This is a genomic window from Nostoc sp. FACHB-892 (assembly GCF_014698795.1).
Lineage (GTDB): Bacteria > Cyanobacteriota > Cyanobacteriia > Cyanobacteriales > Nostocaceae > Nostoc.
Window position 1 is genome coordinate 69,025 of sequence record NZ_JACJTR010000030.1, and the last position, 24,295, is coordinate 93,319.

At 42.5% G+C, this 24,295-nt stretch carries 22 protein-coding genes; 11 read left to right on the forward strand and 11 right to left on the reverse strand.

What is annotated here, in order from left to right:
- Window positions 1-68: 68 nt before the first annotated feature.
- Window positions 69-938 carry a molybdate ABC transporter substrate-binding protein gene (locus H6G96_RS28520; protein ID WP_190915841.1) on the reverse strand — a complete coding sequence of 290 codons (870 nt, stop codon included), beginning with the start codon at window positions 936-938 and terminating at the stop codon, window positions 69-71.
- 730 nt (window positions 939-1,668) lie between these two features.
- Here H6G96_RS28520 and H6G96_RS28525 point away from each other — a divergent pair.
- From H6G96_RS28525 to H6G96_RS28535, 3 genes are all read left to right on the forward strand, one after another.
- Window positions 1,669-2,274, forward strand: coding sequence for a DUF3038 domain-containing protein (locus H6G96_RS28525; protein ID WP_069069205.1), 606 nt, complete (start codon window positions 1,669-1,671; stop codon window positions 2,272-2,274).
- Between the two features lie 238 nt (window positions 2,275-2,512).
- Entirely contained in the window at window positions 2,513-4,135 is a 1,623-nt protein-coding gene (locus tag H6G96_RS28530; RefSeq protein ID WP_190915843.1) for a DUF4335 domain-containing protein, read from the forward strand.
- A gap of 555 nt (window positions 4,136-4,690) precedes the next feature.
- Window positions 4,691-4,975, forward strand: a complete 285-nt coding sequence (locus tag H6G96_RS28535) for a YiaA/YiaB family inner membrane protein (protein WP_190915845.1) — start codon at window positions 4,691-4,693, stop codon at window positions 4,973-4,975.
- 176 nt (window positions 4,976-5,151) lie between these two features.
- On the opposite strand, the gene H6G96_RS28540 is transcribed toward H6G96_RS28535, so the two are convergent.
- The 5 genes from H6G96_RS28540 to H6G96_RS28560 form a co-directional block, all read right to left on the reverse strand.
- Complete coding sequence (locus H6G96_RS28540) at window positions 5,152-5,613, reverse strand: ferredoxin (protein WP_190915847.1); 462 nt, start codon at window positions 5,611-5,613, stop codon at window positions 5,152-5,154.
- Window positions 5,613-5,999, reverse strand: coding sequence for a DUF1257 domain-containing protein (locus H6G96_RS28545; protein ID WP_012406942.1), 387 nt, complete (start codon window positions 5,997-5,999; stop codon window positions 5,613-5,615). The genes H6G96_RS28540 and H6G96_RS28545 overlap by 1 nt, the downstream gene beginning before the upstream one ends.
- A gap of 39 nt (window positions 6,000-6,038) precedes the next feature.
- Window positions 6,039-6,248 carry a DUF2997 domain-containing protein gene (locus H6G96_RS28550; RefSeq protein WP_012406943.1) on the reverse strand — a complete coding sequence of 70 codons (210 nt, stop codon included), beginning with the start codon at window positions 6,246-6,248 and terminating at the stop codon, window positions 6,039-6,041.
- Window positions 6,249-6,847: 599 nt separating this feature from the next.
- Window positions 6,848-8,650 (reverse strand): ATP-binding protein, encoded by a 1,803-nt coding sequence (locus H6G96_RS28555; protein ID WP_190915849.1) that lies wholly within the window; start codon window positions 8,648-8,650, stop codon window positions 6,848-6,850.
- 105 nt (window positions 8,651-8,755) lie between these two features.
- The gene (locus H6G96_RS28560; protein ID WP_190915851.1) at window positions 8,756-9,301 is read right to left on the reverse strand and encodes a hypothetical protein; all 546 of its coding nucleotides are present in this window, start codon (window positions 9,299-9,301) and stop codon (window positions 8,756-8,758) included.
- Window positions 9,302-9,472: 171 nt separating this feature from the next.
- Between H6G96_RS28560 and H6G96_RS28565 the strand changes: the two genes are divergently transcribed.
- Window positions 9,473-10,495: a saccharopine dehydrogenase-like oxidoreductase gene (locus H6G96_RS28565; RefSeq protein ID WP_190915853.1), complete on the forward strand. Its 1,023-nt coding sequence runs from the start codon at window positions 9,473-9,475 to the stop codon at window positions 10,493-10,495.
- Between the two features lie 175 nt (window positions 10,496-10,670).
- Here H6G96_RS28565 and H6G96_RS28570 read toward each other — a convergent pair whose 3' ends face one another.
- The 4 genes from H6G96_RS28570 to H6G96_RS28585 form a co-directional block, all read right to left on the reverse strand.
- Window positions 10,671-11,231, reverse strand: coding sequence for a hypothetical protein (locus H6G96_RS28570; protein WP_190915855.1), 561 nt, complete (start codon window positions 11,229-11,231; stop codon window positions 10,671-10,673).
- 113 nt (window positions 11,232-11,344) lie between these two features.
- The gene (locus H6G96_RS28575; RefSeq protein WP_190915857.1) at window positions 11,345-12,568 is read right to left on the reverse strand and encodes a type II secretion system F family protein; all 1,224 of its coding nucleotides are present in this window, start codon (window positions 12,566-12,568) and stop codon (window positions 11,345-11,347) included.
- Between the two features lie 74 nt (window positions 12,569-12,642).
- Window positions 12,643-13,773 (reverse strand): type IV pilus twitching motility protein PilT, encoded by a 1,131-nt coding sequence (locus H6G96_RS28580; RefSeq protein WP_190915859.1) that lies wholly within the window; start codon window positions 13,771-13,773, stop codon window positions 12,643-12,645.
- A gap of 140 nt (window positions 13,774-13,913) precedes the next feature.
- Entirely contained in the window at window positions 13,914-15,917 is a 2,004-nt protein-coding gene (locus H6G96_RS28585; protein WP_190915861.1) for a GspE/PulE family protein, read from the reverse strand.
- A 611-nt stretch (window positions 15,918-16,528) separates the two neighbouring features.
- Here H6G96_RS28585 and grpE point away from each other — a divergent pair.
- Both grpE and dnaK read left to right on the forward strand, forming a co-directional pair.
- The gene (gene grpE / locus H6G96_RS28590; RefSeq protein WP_190727902.1) at window positions 16,529-17,278 is read left to right on the forward strand and encodes a nucleotide exchange factor GrpE; all 750 of its coding nucleotides are present in this window, start codon (window positions 16,529-16,531) and stop codon (window positions 17,276-17,278) included.
- 227 nt (window positions 17,279-17,505) lie between these two features.
- Complete coding sequence (gene dnaK / locus H6G96_RS28595; RefSeq protein ID WP_190915863.1) at window positions 17,506-19,464, forward strand: molecular chaperone DnaK; 1,959 nt, start codon at window positions 17,506-17,508, stop codon at window positions 19,462-19,464.
- Window positions 19,465-19,650: 186 nt separating this feature from the next.
- Here the strand turns inward: dnaK and H6G96_RS28600 are convergent, their stop codons facing one another.
- Window positions 19,651-19,827 carry a hypothetical protein gene (locus tag H6G96_RS28600; protein WP_190915866.1) on the reverse strand — a complete coding sequence of 59 codons (177 nt, stop codon included), beginning with the start codon at window positions 19,825-19,827 and terminating at the stop codon, window positions 19,651-19,653.
- Window positions 19,828-20,096: 269 nt separating this feature from the next.
- On the opposite strand from H6G96_RS28600, the gene dnaJ reads away from it, so the two are divergent.
- The 5 genes from dnaJ to H6G96_RS28625 all read left to right on the forward strand — a co-directional run bounded on the left by dnaJ (window position 20,097) and on the right by H6G96_RS28625 (window position 24,003).
- Complete coding sequence (dnaJ, locus tag H6G96_RS28605; RefSeq protein ID WP_190915868.1) at window positions 20,097-21,224, forward strand: molecular chaperone DnaJ; 1,128 nt, start codon at window positions 20,097-20,099, stop codon at window positions 21,222-21,224.
- A complete protein-coding gene (locus tag H6G96_RS28610) occupies window positions 21,224-21,481 on the forward strand; it encodes a sulfurtransferase TusA family protein (protein ID WP_190915869.1) in 258 nt (85 codons plus the stop codon). The genes dnaJ and H6G96_RS28610 overlap by 1 nt, the downstream gene beginning before the upstream one ends.
- Entirely contained in the window at window positions 21,478-22,599 is a 1,122-nt protein-coding gene (gene rsgA, locus H6G96_RS28615) for a small ribosomal subunit biogenesis GTPase RsgA (protein ID WP_190915871.1), read from the forward strand. The genes H6G96_RS28610 and rsgA overlap by 4 nt, the downstream gene beginning before the upstream one ends.
- A gap of 93 nt (window positions 22,600-22,692) precedes the next feature.
- A complete protein-coding gene (locus H6G96_RS28620) occupies window positions 22,693-23,433 on the forward strand; it encodes a Uma2 family endonuclease (RefSeq protein WP_190915873.1) in 741 nt (246 codons plus the stop codon).
- Between the two features lie 306 nt (window positions 23,434-23,739).
- Window positions 23,740-24,003, forward strand: coding sequence for a hypothetical protein (locus H6G96_RS28625; protein ID WP_190915875.1), 264 nt, complete (start codon window positions 23,740-23,742; stop codon window positions 24,001-24,003).
- Window positions 24,004-24,295 lie beyond the last annotated feature (292 nt).

The following is a 24,295-nucleotide window of genomic DNA, read 5'->3' on the forward strand; positions in this document are numbered from 1 at the left end:
GGGGTGGTCTAATTTGATTAATCACTTTTTGACAATTGCTTGTTTTTTATTCAGGATTAAAGCTACACTTACAGTAAAATTCCACCCGCACCCTGATGTTCGGGAACAGAAGTAGAGGGTGCGGTAAATCCATACTTTGCCAAAATTCCTTGCCCTTTTTGTGACAGGATATATTCAGCTAATTTTTCACCATCAGGATCGGCGTTTTTCAGTGTGGTCAATCCATAATTAGCTTTCGTTGCTAAATAGTAGGGTAACTCTACTATTTGCAAATTTTCGCCGCCTTCTGTTGCTTGGGCAGTCTTCCCACTGGTGTAATAAGATAAAAATATATCTGCCTGCTTTGTTTCTTCTAGAAAGTAGACTAAATTATTTTTGCCATTAGGAACTATAAGGGCATTAGGATTACCACCTACTAACTGCAAGGCTTTATCCTTCAAAATTTGAGAGCTACCAGGTGTAACCTGATCAGCTTTGTCAAATATCTGCCATGCATAGTTACCAGATGGATCTGCTACAGGCGTTGAGGTTCCCAACTTGATTTCGGATTTTAGCAAAAAATCCAACAAATTATCTGATGTGATACCAAGCCCTGATCTCACAACAGCAGTCATACGGTTGCTAGTGAAGTTTACTACAGATTTACTTAAACCTTCTTGAAACAATGTCTGAGGGTTATCAATATCTGCACTAGCAAAAACATCTGCGGATTTTCCAGTTTCGAAAAATTCTTGTTCTATAAATTCTCGTGTTAAACCAGACGGGCCAAATCTCGTTTCTACTAGAATCCCATATCTCTCGTTAAAAGATTCAGCTACTTCTGTGAGGCTATCACGTAAACTACCAGCACCGTATAGCTTAACCGCCAATGCCTGAGTTGGCAGAGTCACACTGACAGCGCAAGCTATCAGTGAAAAGGCAAAAAAGTGCTTTTTCATAGTTGTTATATTGCGTTACTATTCTTACCAGTGAATTATCTTTAACCCATACTAAAGCATGGGTTTTGGTAAAAGTCTAAACTATTACCTCTGCCCATCAAGTTTATAAATGAGTTTTGATATGTGCGTGGTTTGCGGTTAGAGATATGATACCAACTAAGTTGGGAAAAATCAATTAGCCAGCATCTTCAAACGTTGACTTTATCAAATTTTTCAGTTTGTCATTAGTTTTAAGAAGGCATCAATTGTCCTGATGTTGTCCAGACTGCCCTGAAATAAAAGGCTACACACAAGTAAAACTGGGGTGTGATGATATCTAGCAGCAAGAAGCACCTTTTGCAAACAGGCAAAAGATTTGTATAGTAATTATGTATACATAAAGACCAAATAATAAACATCAAAAAATCCCAAAATTTATAACCGCAAAGAAATTAGGAGGTATTCTACATAATTACTTGACGATAATTAGCGGTTAGCATTCAAAATAATAGTTTATTTATACTCTTGTACGGAACTAGCAGCGAAAGCCGGGTAAACCTTAACTAGAATTGATACTTTTCTACTTTGTCGAAAAGAAATTTTCATCTAGAGTAGGACAAAGATACCTGCTGTTTACCACATAAAAAAGCTAGATGACCTCTGACTCATAACTACGGGAAACCAAGCTTGATGCTTGAGAGTCTGGTTTCAAAATGGGTAACAGCAACATCCTCTATCAGCTTGATCACCTATGCTAAAAGTTATGCACTCGGCCGCCAACTCAGCCACTCCAAATTCCCAGTGGGAGGATCTAATCAAGCTTCCAGCCCCAAACACAGTTCAATGGGACAATATCAAAACCCAATTAGACTTGGTGCTGTTGGCGCTAGAAACCTTGACTGGGATTGGTTCAGAGGCTATGCTTTCGGCGGCAACTGATCTGAATTTAGAGTCAAGAGTGCCAGACCGCGTAGCTTTATGGCGACTGCGCCAATCAAATCCCCTACGCAAAGGTCAAGGAGGGCGAAAAAAGCTAGATGTCGAAGAAGCGCGATCGCTTGTTCTGATCATCTGCTACCTAGCCAAACAGCACCAGGAATTGATTCGCCGTGCCGTCGGTCTGTTGGAACAAATGGCAGAAAATAACCGGGAACCTCACCAAGCTGCTTTACTTGGAGATTATATTGATGCTTTTTGCAACACTTACCAAGAGCGGATGGAAGAGGACGAGCAAATCTCAACGGATTTACTAACCAACCTGGCATTAAAACTGCTTGTAGATTTACTTTTTTACAGTGCTCCTGGTGGGCATCGCCGTCTCTGGCTAGCACTTATAGATCGTTCTACAAAATTTTAGATTTGAAATTTGAAATTCCTCAACCAAAATTCGCTTGTAATTTGTTTGCTAGATTAGGAAATCTTTTGGATGGTCGTGAGCTTCTTGGGCGATGCACTATCACCTGGATTTCTCCTTGCATAACGGAAAGAACCTGACAAAATTCTGAGTGGAGGAATCCACCGTTTCAGCTTTTCTTTGCAAGCAACTAGCTCAACTTTTTGCAAAATCCCAAATAGTCTTCCTCGCCGTTCCTGCTATGCCTCTATCAAATTCTGTTATTCGTTGCTACACACCCCCTACTTGCACGCTAGAAGTATTCGCGCAAAGCTCACCTTTATCCCGTTGGATGGGGAAAACTGTCCTCAAGCACTTAAGCTTTGAGCTACGTTTTGATGATCCCCGACTCCCAGAAGAACAAAGAGTTCCAATTCGAGGTGATCGCGATCAACTTGAAGCCTTATGTGATGCAGTCACAAGCTACGTACAGCAATTCCTCCAACAATCTCCAGAAAGCTTTTGCGTCAGTTTCTCCGACACCCAGGAGTCAAGCACAGCATTAAATGAGCCGGAATTAAAATCCTCTATAAAAACATTAAATTCCTTTAGTACCCAGATTCCTGGGGGAAATATCCGCTTAGAACCAAGTAGCCATTTAACTCACAATTTATTTCTCGGTTCTCTCGCCAACCACTCATCCGGCCCCGTAATTCAACTCAGTCTGCTGCAACTATTCGATTTGGCCAGTGCTTTAGATGAATACTCAACTGATGTCATGGCACTCCCAACTCTCAACAGCACTTCGACTCTAAGGTTCCCTGCTTGGGCACCTGTTGCCGCAGTATTAGTATTAGGTGTAGGTTTATTACCACTTACTTGGCAATATGCTAACAACATTAGACAAAACCAACAGCAGACAGCTAAAACAGCAGATCCAGAAGCGGTAAAGACCGCTCTAGAACCTTCAACCTCATTAGGCTTTCCTACGCCTGAACCTGGACTCACTACTCCATCAGATAATTTGTTAGGTTCTACCCCTCCACTTTCCACATCCAGTTTGCCCCAAGCACCTCTAACAGCCCCTAGTTCCAGTTTATCCATACCGCAATCTCCAAATAATGCACTGACGATACCTCAAGGGACGACTGCAAGCCTTCCTACTAATCCTGCGATCGCACCACCCAGCAAAATCCCAGGCCAAGAAATTGCCATATTACCAAATCTTGGACAGAACCCTACAGGGTCAAGTCCCCAATCTGGTGCTCTCCCTCAACTGCGGAATTTGCCACCCAGACTATCTTCTAGTACAAACAGCTTACCAACTAATATCTCACCAGTCCCCCCGTCTATTGGCACTATACCCAATAGTGGCAATACTTCTATTCAGCCCTCCTCACTAACCTCACAACAGCTAGAGCAAAGACCACTAACTTCACAACAGTTAGAGGAAAGAATCAATTCCCTACAGCCACCTTCTCCCGGAGAAAAACCTGCTTCACAACTTTCTTCCTCTAGAACTGCGGATAATAATCCCTTTATCGATCAATTAGGGGACGGACGCAAAACCCCTACATCCAGAGAAGTGGCTACTGGTACATTATTTGATACACCTCAAGTAGTAGAAGCCAGAGAATACCTCAAAAAGCGTTGGCAACCACCCACCGGACTAGGACAAACATTAGAGTACAGTTTGATAGTCAGTGTTGACGGCACAGTGGAACGAATTTTTCCCCTTAATAAAGCAGCAAGAGAATTCGTTGATAATGCTGGGATGCCTGAAGTTGGTAAACCTTTTGTTTCCGCCAATACACGCGGACAAAATGTCAGGATTCGAGTTGTTCTTAGCCCTGATGGCAAGGTACAAGCTTTTCCAGATGAATAAATCAGTAAGTTAATCCGTTTAATCTGAAGATATTACACTAGTACACCACGGCGTAAATAGAACAACGATTTAAAATCTCTAAAGAGCTTATTCCATAACACTTTTGACTTTTGACTTTGCCTTGCAGTACTAGTCCAAACAACCGCCGAGTAATTCATTACTCGGCTAATAGCTAAAGTTGTCTTTAGACGACTAGTAATCGCCCAAGCACTACTTAAGTCGACTTGGGCAATTAACCTTGTATTTCGAGAAGCGTGCTACTTGGCTCATCAAAAATACTGAAAAATTTTAGCTTAATGCCACTTGTAAAAGTGGTACAAACCTTGTGTCACTTTTCATTTACTCCAATTGATCTTGAGCTTGATTTTTGAAGTCCAGTTACCAAACTGGTCTTACTATTGATACCAGTAAACCTACCACTTAATACAATCACTGATAACACCAATTCTCCAAAATTAAACTATAGATACAAGTCTGAAAACCTAGATTAAATCTTACGCCTCTTAATTACAAATTACGAATTGGTATAAATCACTCATTTCAAAGGTAGGAAATATGCAAACAATTAGTACTCAAAAAGACAGTCCAGCTTGGGTTATTCAAACTTGGGCAGCTTTCGTGATTTCTATTTCTATGACCACCTTCGGTATTGTAAATTTACCTGTAAATAGCTGGGTGAAAGGCTTTATGGGTATGGGTTTGGCTTTCTCTGTTGGCTCAACTTTTACCTTGGCAAAAACTACTAGAGACTTGCACGAGACGAGAAGATTAACTGCTAGGTTAGACGAAGCGAAAGTAGAAAAATTGCTTTCACAACATGATCCTCTAAATTTAAAATGAAGGTAGCCATACTAATTTTGGGTTAAAAGGCTTTACTAAAAAGCCGTTTTAGCAATATCAAACAATACTACCTTTTCCAATTTGATGTGATCTACACATCAGAAATTAACTAGTATGACGAAAACAAAAGGACTGGTGTATCCAGTCCTTTATTGTATTGATTTAACGTTTTGATCTTAATAACGGGATTTTTTAGTTTTTAACTTTTGCTTTTTACGCCGACGTTCGCTAGCTACAACTGCTTGTTCTACCGGATAACCGACTAAAGGGATTACCTGATATTTGCGCTCTTCTTCTAATTTTTTGAGTTCAGTGTAATCAACCCAGTGAATACAATCAACTGGACAAGTGTCAATTGCTTCTTGGATAATTTCCTCAGCATCCCCATCTTGGCGAACCACGCGCGATCGCCCGTAATCTGGTTCAATATAAAAAGTGTTACGCGCAACATGAGCGCAATGCTTGCAACCAATACAGGTGATTTCATCAACATAAACACCATTTTGGCGCAGCAAACCACCCAATTCCGGTTCTAAACCAGAACGTTCTGGGGCATCGCGTAAAAAACCCCCTAATTCTGGTTCCAAACCGGACCGATTGTCAACTTGTTCTTCCGGCGACGGCAGAAAGTCAGCCATTACGCACTCCAGCGCTGTACTACCAGGCGAATTGAACCATCTTCATTCTTTTGTTGTTCAGAGACTTGAAAACCAACACGAGCGGTTTCTTTGACAACTGTTTGATAAGCATAGCGCTGTGTTACTTGGCGCAAAAATCCATCTACAGACAAATCTTGTTGCCAATATTGCAAGTCAGCCACCAATTCATATTCCTTGCCATTCCATCTAAAGCCGATGTCGTAGCCATTTTCCTGCTCAATACTAACTTCCGCAGGATGGGTTTGACCGCGATAGCCACGAACTTCGCGTGGACCGGGTTTCCAGTCTACGCCCAATTCAGTCAAAGCATCTTTCAAAGAATCAAGGTTACGGATTTGAGTCTTAATTTGGCTAAAGTGTGACATGGTGGTTGTGAATTAATAACACTAAACTACTGTGAAAACTTACCAATCGCTGTAAGTGGTGTGTGTATTCGCCACATTAGATTGCTGCACCTTGGCGGCGAAATATTCTGAGGTTGGCTCATGATTAAGTACTTGCCCCAGCTGCGCCTCTATTGCTGCTGTAACTTCAGCACACGAAGCACCCACAATGCCAGTGACTTTTTCTTGTACCCGACCGTCTGGATAGATTATGAACTCTAATGTCTCCATGCTCTTGGCCAACCACGATAAGTACCCTTAAAATTCTACTGCCTTAGCAGAAGGCTATATATATAGCCGTAGGAACATTTTCACTTAGATACAAATTTGCCATTTGTTAACTAATGTTCCATCTATCAACATATATATCTCAGAATCTTTACAAAACTTATTAATATTATAAGCAAGCACATCAGTATTTAGTTAGTTTCTCTTAACCTCATCAATTAGTCAAGGTAACAACTGAGTTTGCCAAGTAAACTGCAAAAGCCCTAAAAATAAGCATTAGAGAGAATACAGCCAGCAAGAGAATTTACAAAAATATAAAATTTATTGAAAAACTTTATCATTATTATAGTTACTCTGTTGTCTCAACGTTATTCGGGAATGTAACTAGAGGGGTATTTTTAATTGAAGGGTGCATCATCCAGCGACGTAACACCATAAGTCGGCAACGGCTAACATCCTCTAAATCAAGGCAGAGACTATCAATCCATCCGATGCTTAGGTTTCTTAAACGCAAGCGCAAGCATCGGACAGAGTTGATATTTTTTGTTACTTGTGCATTACTTTTACAAAAGCTCAGTAGTTATTTTCCCTAACTATTCAGCCTAGATGACATCCTTAACCTTACCCATTAAGGAATCGGTGAATTTGCCCCAGTCACTTCTCAAGTCTGAAAAATGCTGACGGGGATTTTCATCCATTGACTCAGCCTTGCCATAAGCAATGATGAGTAGCGTCAAGGCTTCAATTGAACGTCTAGCTGCCTTTACAGCTTCATCACTAGATATACTTTCAGGAAGTGCAGTTGCAATACTGCGAAGCGGTTCCCACATCTCCCGATAGAATCGATGTCGTGTATTAATCCGAATGATAACTTGACCATCAATGTGCTGAGTATCAATTAATAAATTACCAGGAAAGTCAACAGACTCCACGATAAATGGCAAATCCTTGATAGACTCGCAATATTGCTGTCGTTCTTCTTGCTTCTCTTCATCGTTGCCTGGTAAAGCATCTCTAGCCAGATCCTCAATAATTCTTTCCTTTTGGTTTGAGTCTACTGTAACCTTTACACGGCTTTTAGGCATTGTCCGATTTGCTTCTTTGGCAGCCTCAAGTAGAGGGTAATGTTCACCCTGATGATCATTCGACTTTCGTGAAACTTCACCCCATACTTCATTAATACAGTTGAGTGCTTCTGGAATATACTTAGAAAAAAGGTCACGAAGCTGCCCTTTTAAGTCATCGTATGGCTCTACGCCTCTCTTGACATTTCTAACTCCAAAGTAGGCATCAAGCTCCGGCTGAAATGAAATTTCAATGCCAATAAATCGGTGAGAGGAAGCAACTCTTTCACCGAAGATTCTAGGTAATGTAGTATAGTTAATCTCGCGGTTCAAGCGAATAAAACTAATTGCTCCCATATTCTCTTCAAGACGTAAATTCTTAGTAAGCTCATCTTTCTTATTTGTTGCGTATTTTTTACGAATTACTTCGCTAGGGTAAACTGTAATTGTGAGCTTGCAAGAAGACTGTCCAATATTAATAACTTCTCTTGCAATTCTTTTGGCAGGAAAATGTGTTTTAGTTACATCAGGTAGTGGAAACTCCGGCTTTATACCAGTTTTCTCAAAAGATTTCCTCAGTGGAGAATAGTATTTGACAAGAAATTGATCACCCCATGTACCCTCCATAAGCATTAGAGGATCGTGGGGCAACAAATTTGTGCCATCGACACAAATTTTAATCCCATCATCTAAAAAGTAACGAAACATACGGGACAACTCATGGGTGATTTCAGCTTTTAGTGCCCTTGCATCAGGAGCTTTTTTTCCTTCTTCTAAACGCTCTACTTTAGACCAAAGTACAATTGTTCCACTATCTTGGGGAATAAATGACACAATATGCTTTGGTAATGGTTCAGTATCGGGGGGAGCAATGCCAACAGTTTCACCTTTCTTTTCCTCTTGTAACGCTTCTTCGAGGTCAAAATGGACATGATACCAAGGTTCATCTTTACTCGTGCGGCTCCAAACATCAATGCGCTGACCGTAATTAAGTGCCGCAAGTTTTGCTCCTACGCCATACTTACCAATTGTGTCAGTTTGCATATAGCGAGTGGAAAAACCTAATTGGAGATAGCGTTGTAAGATGTCAAGTTCCATCCCATCACCATCATCAATCATAGTAATGCGGTGAATATGTCTCTTCCCAGACCTAGACTGAGACTCTTCAAAGTGTAATGTAATATTGTTTGCATTAGCTTCTAAGCTATTGTCAATGACCTCACCAAGAGCAGCAGGTAAACTATAGCCAGAGTCGCGTAGAGACTGTAAGGCGTGTCCTGTTAGGACAATGGGGATTTTTTCACCCGATACTAATTTAGTAGAAGTTGCTTGGCTAACCATAGGTTTGTCGTGATTTACTGAAAGTAATTAAGCAATAGTTTTCGTCACAGCCGAAGGCAAAACGTTTAAACAGAAAGGTTTGAGGGGAAATACTACTGTGAGAGATTATGCAAAACCCTGAGAGTTTAGGTATATCTTCACAATTCGGCGTACTTTTTGACGTAACCTGTTAGCAGTGCGTTGTGAAACACCACAGGCTAATGCTGTAGCAGCAACACCCTTGTCGTTGATCATGTCATCAAAGCATTGGCTCATATTCTTACCCGATGCAGCAATTACTGCTCGTAGTTTTGACTCTAAATCGAAAGAAGCAGAATCTTGTGCTTCTTCAAAGCAAGCAGGAGTGAGCAAAGCTACCTTCTTACATAGCTGACGCTGCCTAACTTTTGTTCGTTGAAGGGTGAACCTTGCATTCCTTATGATGTCGTAGCGAAAAAATTTTAAGTTTTCTTCCTGGCTTTTAGAATTAATCGCGAGCGAAACTGCGTGTTCAACAATCTCCGCTTCAGGTGAACCTGGGTTTAGCATTTTAAGGCGCTGCTGCATTTCAAGAACAGCACACCAGCGCGTGTTGAGCGCTCTTATCATAGTAATTTTATCCTTTTCGTACTCTGCCGCCTCTATACCGAGTGCAGCTTTGTCTGTATTCATCTTATACGGCACTGGAATATAGCACTATGTGCCAAAAAGCCAAAGAACCCAGGATAATGAATCATAATTAACCTCTATAGCTTTGAGCTATCAGCCATCAGCCACCAGTTATAAGCCGGAAGCTGAGATGTTGAATGCTAAAGGCTTGTGATTCAACTTAACCAATTAACTATGAGTTCCGAAAAAGTCAAAAATTCTCTAAATATTTCGTCAGCGATACGCATAGGAGTACTAGGTTTCGGCGGACTCGGACAAGCCGCCGCCAAGGTACTTGCTGCTAAACAGGAAATGATTTTAGTCGCAGCAGCAGATCAAAAAGGTTACGCTTACGCTGCTGAAGGTTTAAATACTCAAGAATGCATTGCAACCTATCAGTCCCAAGGTTCGGTAGGTTATTTAGAGCCAGTTGGTACGTTAACAACTCAAAGTATTCAGGATGTAATTGAAATAGCTCAACCTGTGGATGGGTATTTTCTGGCTTTACCCAACCTACCAAATGATTTTATCCCCTCTGTAGCCAAAGAGTTTATTAAATCTGGTTGGCGTGGGGTGCTAGTAGATGCAATTAAGCGCACCACTGCTGTAGAACAACTACTGGCGATGAAAGAAGAACTGCAAGCCGCCGGGATTACCTACATGACAGGCTGTGGTGCTACACCCGGATTGTTAACAGCCGCCGCCGCATTAGCAGCCCAAAGCTACGCGGAAATTCATCAAGTTGAAATTACCTTTGGGGTGGGAATTGCTAATTGGGAAGCTTACCGCGCTACGGTTCGGGAAGACATTGGTCATATGCCTGGTTACACAGTTGAAACTGCTAGGGCGATGACTGATGCAGAGGTCGAAGCACTACTAGATAAAACTAATGGCGTGCTTACCTTGAAGAATATGGAACACGCTGATGATGTGATGCTAGAGGTAGCAGGAATTTGCGATCGCGATCGCGTTACTGTTGGTGGTGTAGTCGATACTCGTAATCCTAAAAAGCCCCTCAGCACCAACGTTAAGGTAACAGGACGCACCTTTGAAGGCAAGATTTCCACCCATACCTTTACTCTGGGAGATGAAACCAGTATGGCAGCCAATGTCTGCGGCCCTGCCTTCGGCTATCTCAAAGCTGGTAGACAATTGCACCAACGTGGCATCTATGGAATATTCACTGCTGCCGAAATTATGCCGCAATTTGTTAGGTAATAGTTAAAACTTAGGAGTTAAGAGTTAAGAGTTAGGAGTTAGAAGTTAGGAGTTAGGAGTTAAAAACTGAAATTTGAGACTTAACAATCTCTGGCTTTGTGCAAAATTTGCAATTTAAAACTTTTAACTCCTCACTTTCAACTTATCTAATTCTCCTTATTAACTCCTAATCTTTTTAAGCTGGAGGAATTTCTGGAGAGAAAATATTTGTGAAATTTTCCTCAATTAGTGAATCTGATGTTTGCATAATAAATGGAAGTTCGGCTCCTATGAGTCCTCGTTGGATGCGTTCTAAAGTATCACTAAAAACAACAAACAGAGGATATATAGTATTAGCTCCCTCACTCAAAATATGGCTGTGGCGTAGAGGCATTAACCACTCATAATCATTGTCCAAGAAAACTTGGGTTTGTCGCCAACGTCCTAACAAATCAGAAAAATCTTCGTTTGCACGGTGAATAAAGACTAAAATTTCTGCTCCAGTTTTGATTTTCCACTCTGGATCGCACATCAAAATTGCTACATCACAGGGTAAGCAAATCGTTTGTGGGGCTGTTGTAGCAGTATTGCGAAGCCGGACAATTGGCAAAGGAATAGTAATGACGCTTTCATCAGGACGGCGCAGACTGGGAATCATCTCCAAGTATGGCCGATATTGCTTTAGTAAGGCGATCGCAGCTAGATGATTGCTGTACTCTGCCAAACTCGCTTCATAGTGAGATTTTTGCACAGTCATAGTTTAGAAAATAGTTAGGAGTGAGGAGTTAGAAATAAAATTAGGTAGCTAGGAATTAATCATGAAGATGAGAAATAAAGAGTTTAAACTCCTACCTCCTAACTTTTAATCCCCTATCCCAATGTTTCAAATACCTTAAACATAGGCAGATACATTGCTAACAAAATGGTTCCAACCATTCCGCCTAGAACTACAATCATAACTGGTTCCAAAATACTAGTCATTGCTTTTACTGCCTGCTCGACTTCATCTTCATAGAAATCAGCAACTTTCATCAACATTGCATCTAATTCTCCAGTTTCTTCTCCAATACTAATCATTTGAATTGCCATAGCCGGAAAAACGCTATCTTTTTGTAAAGCAATGCTAATCATACCTCCTTGTTGAATCTCCATCCGGGCTGCGTCTATAGCATTGGCAATTACTTGATTTCCTGATGTATCTCGGACAATTTCTAAGCAAGTTAAAATTGGCACGCCTGAACGAGTTAAAGAACCAAAAGTCCGGCTAAAGCGGGCAACCGAAGATTTTTGAATTAAGTCACCAAACAATGGCAGCTTAAGGGAAAGACGATCAAGTGTTATGCGACCAATAGGAGTTTTAGCGTATTGTGTATAAGCAATTCTCAATCCTACAAGAATAGCAATAAGCAGGAAAACCTTCTGACTTCTCAGAAATTGACTAACATCCATGAGGAATTGCGTTAGAGGCGGTAATTCAGTTCCGATTTCTGTAAAAATATTAGCAAAAATAGGAATCAGGAAAATGGTCATACCGAGAAAGATAGCAACTGCTATAAAACCTACAACAGTTGGATAAGACAATGCTGATTTAATTTGGTTTTGTAAGCGGGCAACATCTTCTAACAACTTGGCTAAACGATTCAATACTTCGTCTAGAACACCACCAACTTCGCCAGCTTGAATCATACTCACATATAATCCATCAAAGCAGTCAGGATGCTTCCGCATTGACTCTGAAAGATTCATTCCGCTTTGAACATCACCACTAATCTCCACAAGAGCTTGTTTCAGTTTAGGATTACTACACTGTTCGGAAAGTACCCCTAAACTTCTAACGATCGCAACTCCCGCATTCATCAAAACGGCAAATTGACGGGAAAAAACGGCTTTGTCTTTCACAGAAACCTTAACTAAGGAAGTCTGGAATTTTTTGAAGTCAAAATTTGTCTGAAATCCTTGAAATTGTTTGAGTTCTTGGACTACAAAACCTTGATCTCTGAGATTAGTACGAGCTTGTACTAAAGATTCAGCAGTAATTTTTTCCGTTCGAGATTTTCCTTGAGAATCCCGAACACGAGCAACGTAGGTTGGCATAAATCAATTCAAAATTAAAAATTCAAATTCAAAATAGTCAAGGGTTTTTCATGCCCCTCATCTTTCCAGTTCCTTTAATGGGCTTTGGCAGCAGCGCCGGGTTTCGCACCTGCGGCAGCTCCTTGCGGTGTAGAACTACCAATGAGACGTTGAATTTCATCTGGCTTAGAAGTCTTAGACATCGCAGCTTCAAAGGAGATAGTTCCTGCTTTGTAAAAATCGGCTAAAACTTTCTCCAGAGTTTGCATCCCCAATTTGCCGCCAGTTTGAATAGCTGAGTAAATTTGAGATGTTTTGCCTTCTCGAATCAAGTTAGAAATAGCAGGAGTGACAATCAGAATTTCTTGAGCCATCACCCGACCATATTCACCGGGTTTAGGGTTTTTCTTGGATACCAAAGTTTGGCTAAATACTCCCACTAATGAGTTAGATAACTGCACCCGCACTTGGGTTTGTCTTTCGTGGGGGAAAACATCAATAATCCGGTCAACTGTCTGGGCGGCGGAACTAGTGTGGAGAGTGCCAAATACCAAGTGTCCTGTTTCTGCTGCGGAAATCGCCAAAGAAATCGTTTCTAAATCGCGCATTTCTCCCACCAGAATAATATCTGGATCTTCCCGCAAAGCTGCTTTTAAAGCATTAGCAAAGCTCTTAGTATCTTCACCCAGTTGTCGTTGGTGAACCAAGCTTTTAATTGGTTCATAGACAAATTCAATTGGGTCTTCCACTGTTAAAATATGCTCTGCCTTGGTGCGGTTAATCAAGTCGATCATCGCCGCTAAGGTAGTTGTCTTCCCGGAACCTGTAGGGCCTGTCACTAGAATTAGCCCTCTGGGTTTATCGCACATTTCTCGCACTATATCTGGCAGGCCTAATTTTTCAAAGTTAGGAATTTTAGAACTTAATGCCCGTAAGCAAGCAGCATAAGCACCACGTTCTTTATAGACATTGACCCGGAAGCGAGCTAAACCCTTAACACCATAAGAACAATCCAACTCCCAGGTTTGCTCTAAGGTTTTGCGCTGGGTGTTGTTGAGCATACTAAAAATCAGCCTTTGACATTGATCAGCTGTCAATACATGCTCACCTATGGGGGTGAGTTTGCCACTGATGCGGAAGTAGGGAGGCAAACCTGCGGATAAGTGCAGATCGGAGCCACCCATTTCAATCAACTGCTCCATCAAATCTTCAATCATCATTTCCATAGTTCTGCTCCTTTTAATGCTTGTTATTTGTTATTTGTCCTACCCTGCGGGAAGCCGCAAAAGCGTCTATGTTATTTGTCAGTTGTCTAAAGTTATTAAGCATTCACCAATGACCAATGACTAATGACCAATGACTAATCTCAAAACCGAGATGTCATACAGTAAGGACAATCCAACCATTCTTGTTTTAATGTGGCGTTGCAAGTCCGGCAGGTAAGACCAGTCTTGCGTTTGGCTTTTAACTCGGCTTCCAAACCAGTATCAGTAAATGTCACTCGTTCTACTTCTTCTAGAGTGGTAGAACCTTGGCGCACTAAGTCCAAACTGTAAGCCAGCAAGGTTTTCATGCCCTCTTCTATTGCCACTTCCTTGATACGTTCCGTGGGTGCATCTTCGTTGATAAGGGTTTGTAGGTTTTCGGTGACTCGCATGACTTCATAGACACCACAACGCCCTTTGTAACCGACGCCATTACATTTTGAGCAAAGCTGATTTTTGGTTTTGGCTTCGGCGATCGCATCTAATGTCAAGGTGTTAGCTTTATAGAAAGTAACTCCAACATCTGAGGAAGCTGATAGACCATAACGACCCAATTCTTCGGTTGTGGGAGTGTAGGGAACACGACATTCAGAACATACACGCCGCACCAAACGTTGAGCTAGAACACCAATTAGGGAACTAGAAACCATGAAAGGCTCAATTCCCATTTCTCCCAAACGAGCGATCGCACCTGGGGCATCATTGGTATGTAAGGTAGTTAATACTAAGTGACCAGTTAAGGCAGCTTCAATTGCTGTTTTTGCCGTCTCTTTATCCCGTGTTTCACCCACTAGTAGTACATCTGGGTCTTGTCGTAAGAAAGCCCGCAGAGCAGTAGCAAAATCCAGCCCTTTTTCTCGAATCACCTGTACTTGAGTAATCCCTGGCAGACTGTACTCAATTGGGTCTTCCACAGTACTGATATTAATTCCGGGATCATTCTTTTCTGACAGTGCAGAATACAACGAGGTTGTTTTCCCAGAACCAGTTGGCCCAGTCACCAAAATCAGACCAAAGGGACGACTTACCATATCCTTGACAATATCTAAAGTCTCTGGATCAGTAATTAACTTATCTAATCCCAGTTGGGTTGAAGAGTTATCCAAAATCCGCAGCACCACCTTTTCCCCGTAGCGACTGGGTAAGGTATTTACACGAAAGTCCACCTTACGTCCCTCAAACATCCGCCGGATGCGCCCATCTTGGGGTAAACGTCGTTCGGCAATGTCTAGATTGGAGATGATTTTAAATCGGGCTGTCACCGCCGGAATGATTTTTTTCGGTAGAGGATCAAAAGCTTCACGCAGTACCCCATCCTTCCGAAAGCGAATGCGTAAGTTTTCTTCTTGCGGTTCTATATGAATATCAGAAACGCCCTCATGCAAGGCTTTAGCCAGGATTCTGTTGACTAAGTTGATGACTGGGGCATCCTCTGCACCCTTCATCGCTGCCCCTAGATCAGCCTCCATTTCTTCAGGAGCATCCGAAATATCGAGATTTCCGAGGTTTTCTAAATCCTGATTAATATCTGTAAACTTTTGTTGTTCTAGGTGCTTTTGCTTAACAGCCATTTCATCCAGATATCGGTTGATTAGCTGCTGGTAGTCTTCCTGTGTAATCACCATGCGTTGCAACGCCAAGCCTTGGGGTCGCAAGATCCGGTTTAGATCATCGGAAGCCTCTAGATTATCTGGAGCGACCATCGCCACTAAAACTGAGGGCGGAGTTTGGTCTTCGTGTTTCGATAGTGGTACTAAACGATGACGACGGCAGATATCCACTGGGATGAGGGTTTCAATCAGGTTCCCCATCATCGTGTTGCCAAGGGAGTTGACTTCCGGATCAAGAAATTCAACACCGTATAGTATTTTAAGTTCAAAAAGCTGCTGTTTTTTGTATTGCCTGAGCAACTCAGGTGATAATTGTTGCCCAGTAATTGACTCTAGTACTTCCGTTAAGGGCCTGCCAGATTTGCGACTTTCAATTAGTGCCTGCCTCATCTGTTCGGTATTGACATAGCCAGATTGCACTAGCTTGTTGCCAAAGGGCGAAAACTCTGTTCTGGTAGTTAGAGCGGTACTGCGCCGTTGTGGTGACGAGTTCATAAATGAGCAATTGATTTGGGGAAACCTCTGCTTAAAGTATTCCCAGGCTGGGAGACAGAATTCTCATGTATCGAAAAAGTCCTGAGTCACCGAACTTCTGAGTGGTGGCTTCCGTTGCTCAAATTTCTTGCTAAGTGCTGAGTCAAAAAGAAGTAATAGTAGAGAAAATATAAATTCCTGACTACGTTAAATCAACAAATTTTTAGTTATAAAGATAACCCAAGACTCAAAACATCTGACTCAGCACTGGCTCAACCATAGCTATTCGCTAACCACACTTAGCACTTCCGAAGGAATGACAATATTTGATAAATGGTTAAATTTTAAGTAGTAATTCATTAAAAAACTGACTCATGAATCAGATGAAAGGCGAATCATATTTAGTGCCACTTTTCCAAATTACTTGCTGCTAGAGGTACACTACTCGTTCGGGTTACCGCCTTAGTGGGGTCTACGCTAACGTGTTCACCATTTGCCACAATAAGAGGGCGGTTACATCACTTCTAGGAACTTGTTGGCAATAAAATCAGCCTCAGTTGCAAGTCGTAGATGAGGACGGTTGCAAGCTGTGGAAATACACTGCCATAAAAAGCATCTGGAATGAGTAGACAATGATGGATGAAAATAAACAGATAAACAATACAAGCCAGCAATTGGGTGAACCAACAGAGGTAAAGCAAGAAATGAAGAGTGATTCCCAAGCCCAAATTAATTTCAATGAATCTGGTAGCGAGGTGACAGAGCAAGTGGCAGCCCAAACCAATATATCGGGAGAACCGACTACTTTCAATCCAGAAATTGGTGTCGCTGCATCCGAAAACACTGGAGTGCAAACAGCAGCTTTGGCAGAACTGACTCAACAAATCGAGTCTCTCAAAACGCAACTAGAAGAGCGTAGTACTCAATATATGCGGATTGCCGCAGATTTTGAGAATTATCGGAAACGCACTAGCAAAGAAAAAGAAGAGCTAGAGACGTTGATGAAGCGGAATACAATTCTGGAATTGCTGCCAGTGGTCGATAATTTTGAGCGGGCCCGATCGCACCTCAAACCACAATCTGATGGTGAAATGACCATGCACAAAAGCTACCAAGGCGTTTACAAACAGCTAGTAGATAGCCTGAAGCGGTTGGGTGTATCACCAATGCGTCCTGAAGGTCAAGAATTTGATCCTAACCTGCATGAAGCAGTAATGCGGGAACCTACGGATGAACATCCTGAAGGAACAGTGTTAGAAGAGTTAGTGCGCGGATATTACTTGGGCGATCGCGTGCTACGCCATGCAATGGTCAAAGTAGCTGCTCCAAAGGAAGATACACCTTCTACGGAGCAAGATCAGTCGAGTCCAGCCAACAGTTAAGCTGTAGTCGCTCGTCTCGCTGACCTAAAGTGCCTGGGTTCTAGTAAGGACGAGCATCGCGTACCTAAAACTTGGACAAGGCTTTGGATAACTCTCTGTGTTTCAACTTCTCTTTTGCTACCAGCAACAGAGGTTCCACAGACGTTATCCGCTAGCCTTGGTTCGTAGCAAAAAAGTTAGTCCGCGACAGATTACAGCAGAACAACTCGGTAAAAATACTGGCAAGTATGGGAAAAGTTATTGGGATCGACTTAGGCACTACTAACAGTTGCGTCGCAGTTTTGGAGGGCGGTCAACCACTGGTGATCTCCAATTCTGAAGGTGGACGAACTACTCCAAGCATTGTGGGATTTGGGAAGAGTGGCGATCGCTTGATTGGTCAATTGGCAAAGCGCCAAGCCGTAACCAATGCCGAAAATACAATTTACAGTATTAAACGATTTATCGGGCGGCGTTGGGAAGACACTGACATAGAACGCGATCGCGTCCCCTACAACTGTGTCAAAGGTCGAGATGATACCGTTGATGTCCAAATTCGCTCAAAAAACTACACGCCACAAGAACTATCCGCCATGATCCTGCAAAAACTGAAGCAGGATGCGGAAAACTTCTTGGGTGAGGAAGTCACTCAGGCAGTGATCACCGTACCAGCATATTTTACAGATGCTCAAAGACAAGCCACTAAAGATGCTGGCACAATTGCAGGATTAGAAGTCCTGCGAATCATCAATGAGCCAACGGCTGCGGCTTTAGCTTTCGGATTGGAAAAGCAAGACCAAGAGCAGCTAATTTTAGTATTTGACTTAGGAGGCGGTACTTTTGACGTATCGATCCTGCAACTTGGAGATGGCGTTTTTGAAGTTAAGGCGACTTGTGGTAACAACCACTTGGGTGGAGACGATTTTGATAATGCGATCGTGCTTTGGATGATGGAACGCTTCCAGCAACAAGAGAAAATTGACCTTTCCCAAGATAAGATGGCGCTGCAACGCCTGCGGGAAGCAGCAGAGAAGGCAAAAATTGAACTCTCCAGCATGATGAATACCTCTATCAACTTGCCGTTTATCACGGCTGATGAAACCGGGCCAAAACATCTGGAAATGGAACTCAGCCGTTCTAAATTTGAAGAACTGGCACTTAATTTAATTGAAGGTACCATCGAACCAATGATCCAAGCGCTCAAAGATGCGGATCTCAAACCACAATCCATAGATCGGATTATTTTGGTAGGTGGTTCTACCCGTATTCCCGCAGTTCAAAACGCGCTAATTAAGTTTTTCAATGGCAAAGCTCCCGATCGCTCTATCAACCCTGACGAAGCGGTAGCATTAGGAGCGGCTATCCAAGCAGGGGTGTTAGGTGGCGAAGTCGATAATCTCTTACTTTTGGATGTCACCCCCCTGTCCTTGGGAATTGAAACCTTGGGTGAAGTGTTCACCAAAATCATTGAACGCAACACCACAATTCCTACTAGTAAGTCACAAGTTTTTTCCACAGCAGTTGATGGGCAAACCTCGGTAGAAATTCACGTTCTGCAAGGTGAACGGGCAATGTCACGAGATAATAAAAGTCTCGGCAAGTTTCTGCTAGCAGGAATTCCCCCGTCGCCCCGTGGTGTGCCGCAAATTGAAGTATCTTTTGAAATCGATGTCAACGGCATCATGAAGGTTTCTGCCCAAGATAAAGGCACAGGTAGAGAACAGAGTATCAGGATTACCAATACAGGTGGTTTGAGTACCAACGAAGTCGAACGGATGCGTCAAGAGGCCGAACTGTTTTCCGAAGAAGATAGAAGACGTAAAGAACTGGTTGAACTCAAAAACCAAGCAGATAATCTGTTGTTGAGTTACGAATCCACCATCAAGGATAATAACAACTTTATCGGCGACCAGATGAAAACCTTGGCCAGTGAAAAAGTTTCACAACTCCAAGCTGCAATGATCGACTCCAGCATCTCCACAGTGGAATTTAAGCAACGCTTAGACGACTTCCAACAAACCCTCTTTGCAATTGGTGCCGATGTCTATAACCGGGCTAATAGTCAAAGTGATGAGATTGAAGAGGCTTCAACTAGTCTTTCTACCCCAGAAGTAGACTCACCAATGAATGGCACACTAATACCACAATTCAACTTTGATTTTGACGAAGAAAGTACTGCCCAGGTTGATTATGAGGCTATAGATTAAGGATTGGGCATGGGGCATTGAGCATAGTTATTCTCTATGTCCCCCTTGCCTCCCCTGCCGCTTCCCTACTTCCCCTAAGTTGCAGATATTTATTAAGACATTTTAATATATATAAATATTGATTAGAAATTTAGCGAAGTTTCACAAGACCCCAGCAGTTTGCTAGATTGTAGAAGCAAATTACTGCTAGGCAGTATGTCGGTTCAGATGCACTTCCATTGCATCTGGGTGGTTTTCCACACCTAATGGTGCGGCTAGCCCCTCTGGTTGATGGGCGGGGTTTTCCTCTCCTACGTAGCACAATTGTAAAAGAGACAGCCGACTCGGCAGTGAGAAGTCTGAGCAGAGGCTTTCCCTGCTCATAACTTTTATAGCTTTTGTCGTCTCCCACGAGGAAAGCACCTGTTGCTCAAGATTTGTCGGTGATTTTTGTAAAGGGTAAAGGGTAAAATCAGTTATTAACAAAAATTAATTTTATCTTCTGCCTGACCTCCGGCAAGCCGCCCTTTAAAGGATAGTGTGTTGCTCTTGCATATCTGTAAAGTAAAACGCCTTCCTGTAGGGTAGCAAGTGACCGTGAGTGACGTTCTACTGACTTCTGCTTTCTTCCTTCTAACTTTTACCTTTGCTATATGGCCCGCGACTATTATGAAATTCTGGGTGTCTCTCGTGACACCGACAAAGAAGAAATCAAACAAGCTTATCGCCGTCTAGCCCGGAAGTATCACCCAGATGTGAACAAAGAACCGGGGGCGGAGGATCGGTTTAAAGAAATTAACCGCGCTTATGAGGTACTCTCAGAGCCAGAAACCCGCGCTCGTTACGATCGCTTTGGTCCAGAGGGTGTGTCAGGTGCTGGCGCTGGCTACCAAGATGTGGGCGATATGGGTGGTTTTGCCGATATCTTTGAAAGCATTTTTAGCGGCTTTGCTGGTGGTATGGGTAATCCCACGCAACAAAGACGGCGCAGTGGACCTGCAAGGGGCGATGACCTGCGGCTAGACCTGAAGTTAGACTTTCGAGAAGCGGTATTTGGCGGGGAAAAAGAAATTCGCATTTCCCATCTAGAAAATTGTGAAGTCTGTAGCGGTTCTGGTGCTAAACCTGGAACCCGCCCCCGGACTTGTTCTACTTGTAGCGGATCGGGTCAAGTCCGCCGTGTCACTAGAACACCTTTTGGCAGTTTCACTCAAGTCTCGACTTGTCCCACCTGTAATGGGACAGGGATGGTAATTGAAGATAAGTGTGATGCTTGTGATGGTAAGGGCGCAAATCAAGTCACAAAGAAACTCAAAATTACCATTCCAGCAGGGGTGGATAATGGCACACGCTTGCGGATTTCTAGTGAAGGAGATGCTGGTCAACGCAGTGGTCCTCCTGGGGATTTGTACGTTTACTTGTTCGTAAATGAGGACGAGGAATTCCAACGGGATGGCATTAATATTCTTTCGGAAATCAAACTTAGCTACCTGCAAGCGATTTTAGGTTGTCGGTTAGAGGTAGATACGGTCGATGGACCAGTAGAACTGATCGTTCCGGCTGGAACGCAGCCCAATACAGTGATGAAGTTGGAAAATCGCGGTGTACCCCGTTTAGGTAATCCTGTTAGTCGAGGGGATCATATGCTGACAGTATTAATTGATATTCCCACCAAGGTCACCCCTGAGGAGAGGGAACTGTTAGAGAAACTGGCTAAAATTAAGGGAGATCGCACTGGTAAAGGCGGTTTAGAAGGATTCTTGGGAAATTTATTTAAGTAATGAAGCCCTCTTCTCTTTTAACTCCCGATGCTCAACTTGATTTACGCGGCACCCCTTGCCCAATTAATTTTGTGCGGACAAAACTACGTCTGGAGAAAATGCCATTGGGAGGTTTGCTAGAAGTCTGGCTAGACCCTGGTGAGCCGATTGAGCAGGTTCCCGATAGTCTAACAATGTCAGGTTATCAGGTGGAACAGATTACAGACTGTAGTAGTTATTTTTCTCTGTTAGTACGCCGTCCAGTTGCTAGCCAATGACAGGGGAAAATTTTGCTGCAACTAGACAGTTATTGGGTACGGTGGTGGCTGTACAGGCTAATTTTTACCGAGTACAGCTGGATGAAGAGAATGAAAAGATGAGGGAGATAAGGGAGATGAGGGAGCAAGATCCTCCTCATCTTCCCCATCCCCCTCATCCCCTTCTCCTGCTCTGTACTCGCCGAACACGCCTGAAAAAAATCGGGCAACAAGTGATGGTAGGTGATCGCGTTGTAGTTGAAGAACCAGATTGGGCTGGGGGACGGGGTGCGATCGCTGATGTTTTACCCCGCCAAAGCGAATTGGATCGTCCGGCGATCGCCAATGTTAACCAAATCCTATTGGTATTTGCCGTTGCTGATCCACCTTTGGAACCTTATCAACTGAGTCGGTTTCTGATTAAGGCTGAGTCTACAGGCTTAAATGTACTTTTATGTTTGAATAAAAGTGATTTAATTTCACAGCAAGAACAGCAGCAAGTTAGCGATCGCCTACTTAGTTGGGGCTATGATCCAATATTTATCAGTGTTCAAGACGGTATAAATACCGACCAAGCAGCTAGATATTTGAGCAATAAAATTACTGTAATTGCTGGGCCTTCCGGCGTTGGCAAATCCAGCCTGATTAATTCGCTGATTGATTCTGCCAACCTGCGAGTGGGGGAAGTCTCTGGTAAACTAGCTCGTGGTCGTCATACTACTCGCCATATAGAATTATTTGAGTTGCCTAGCGGTGGTTTACTGGCAGACACTCCCGGCTTTAATCAGCCGGACATGGATTGTATACCAGAAGAATTAATTCATTATTTCCCAGAAGCAAGAAAGCGGTTAGCAGTTGCTAGCTGTCGGTTTAGCGATTGTCTGCATCGAGATGAGCCTGAATGTGCGGTGCGGGGAGATTGGGAACGATATGAACATTATTTAGAATTTTTGTCCGATGCGATCGCTCGTCAAACTCAGCTGCACCAACAAGCTGATCCTGAATCTACGATGAAGTTAAAAAGCAAAGGCAAAGGGCAGAGTCAATACGAACCCAAGTTAGAAAGTAAAAAATATCGTCGCATTTCCCGCAAGACTCAGTTACAGGACTTGCAGGAATTATATCGGGATGAGGAATAAGGAGTACGATGTCTACGACGGGCTATTCGGTGTCCCACTTCTATGTAAAGGTTGGTCACGATAGCATGAATACAAATAGAAAAACTATCTTGTATGTCTCAGCCCCTTGCTACCACTACTAATGTAAAAGATGTCAATGAAAGTATAATTTTCCCACCAGGCGACATCTATAGTGACGAACCGCCATTGGAATCTGATTTACACCGTGAACAAATTGATTTACTTATCCGCCTCATCAAATGGTGGTGGCGCGATCGTCAGGATTTTTATGCTACCGGGAACCTGACAGTCTACTTCAGTCCTAACCAGAAAAAGTCAGAAGAATTTCGAGGCCCTGATTTCTTTGTGGTTTTAAATACAGAAAAAAAAGACCGTAAAAGCTGGGTTGTGTGGCAAGAAGACGGCAAATATCCCAATGTGATTATTGAGCTATTATCTAATTCCACTGCCTCGGTTGATAAAGGTTTGAAAAAACAAATATACCAGAATACATTTCGCACTCCAGATTACTTTTGGTTTGACCCAAATAACCTAGAATTACAGGGATTTCACATAGTTGATGGGCAATACCAAGAACTTGTACCCACTGAGTCAGGTTGGTTGTGGAGTCAGCAATTAGGGCTGTTTTTGGCAGTATATTTAGGCAAATTACGCTTTTTTACACCAGACAGGCAGCTGGTGATGTTACCAGAGGAAGAATCAAACCAACAATTACAACAAACAAACCAACAATTACAGCAAATAAATCAAGAGCTAGAACAGGAACGTGAACGGTCTGCAATATTGACAGAACGATTACGAGCCGCAGGTATTGATCCTGAGCAACTATTCTGAAAAAGGCATGGGGAAATAGTACTATGAATCAAACAATATCTGATAAAGTCCGTTGGACAATCTCTAAAACTGCTCGCAACTTTGCTGGTTGATGACGAAATTATATCACCACTGTTACTAAGTTTCGGCGTTCGAGTTCAGTGTTTTTTTGGATAATTCTGGTGATCACCGATCAAAAAATAGTAAAGGTAATCATACACATCACAAAATGAACTTGATCAACATAGAGATAAAAGGATCAAATTACAAATTGAAAAATTTATTAGGAAACTGACAGAAAATAGTTCGGGTGCATTAGTTTTTAAAGTGAGTAGAATTCCTTGTACTGGAGAAATAATTCAACTCTGTACTCCAGATTGGGGAACAGAATTTTTTAGGGTAACTGGAGTGATCCACTATACTTTCCCCAGTTCGTGTAGTTCATGGGGGTGTATTACTGTTGAGCCTTGTAATTTGTTTTCACCACTGTCTGATGAGGATGAATATCTTGAAGTTGTGGATGAGGATGAAGATTTTGAAGTTGTAGATGAATTCGATCTTGAGGACGGTAGTTTGCCAAGTCCAAGTTAACGTCGTTATTTTAGACGAATACCTCGTGGAATTTGCACTCCTGAAGAAGCTTACAAACTTCCAATATTAAAAGCTCTCGGCGAGTTAGGTGGTTCAGCCAGAACCAAGGATGCACTAGCGCTAGTTAAAAAATTGATGAAAGGAGTTTTAAATAAAACAGATTATTAGGACTTACGCATTGACAGAATAACAAAATAATGAATTCATAAATAAGGGTCGTCTACTTTCCAGGTATCGGACAATTAGAAAAATTACTAAACCATCGACAGGACAATGCAATCTAGACCTCTAC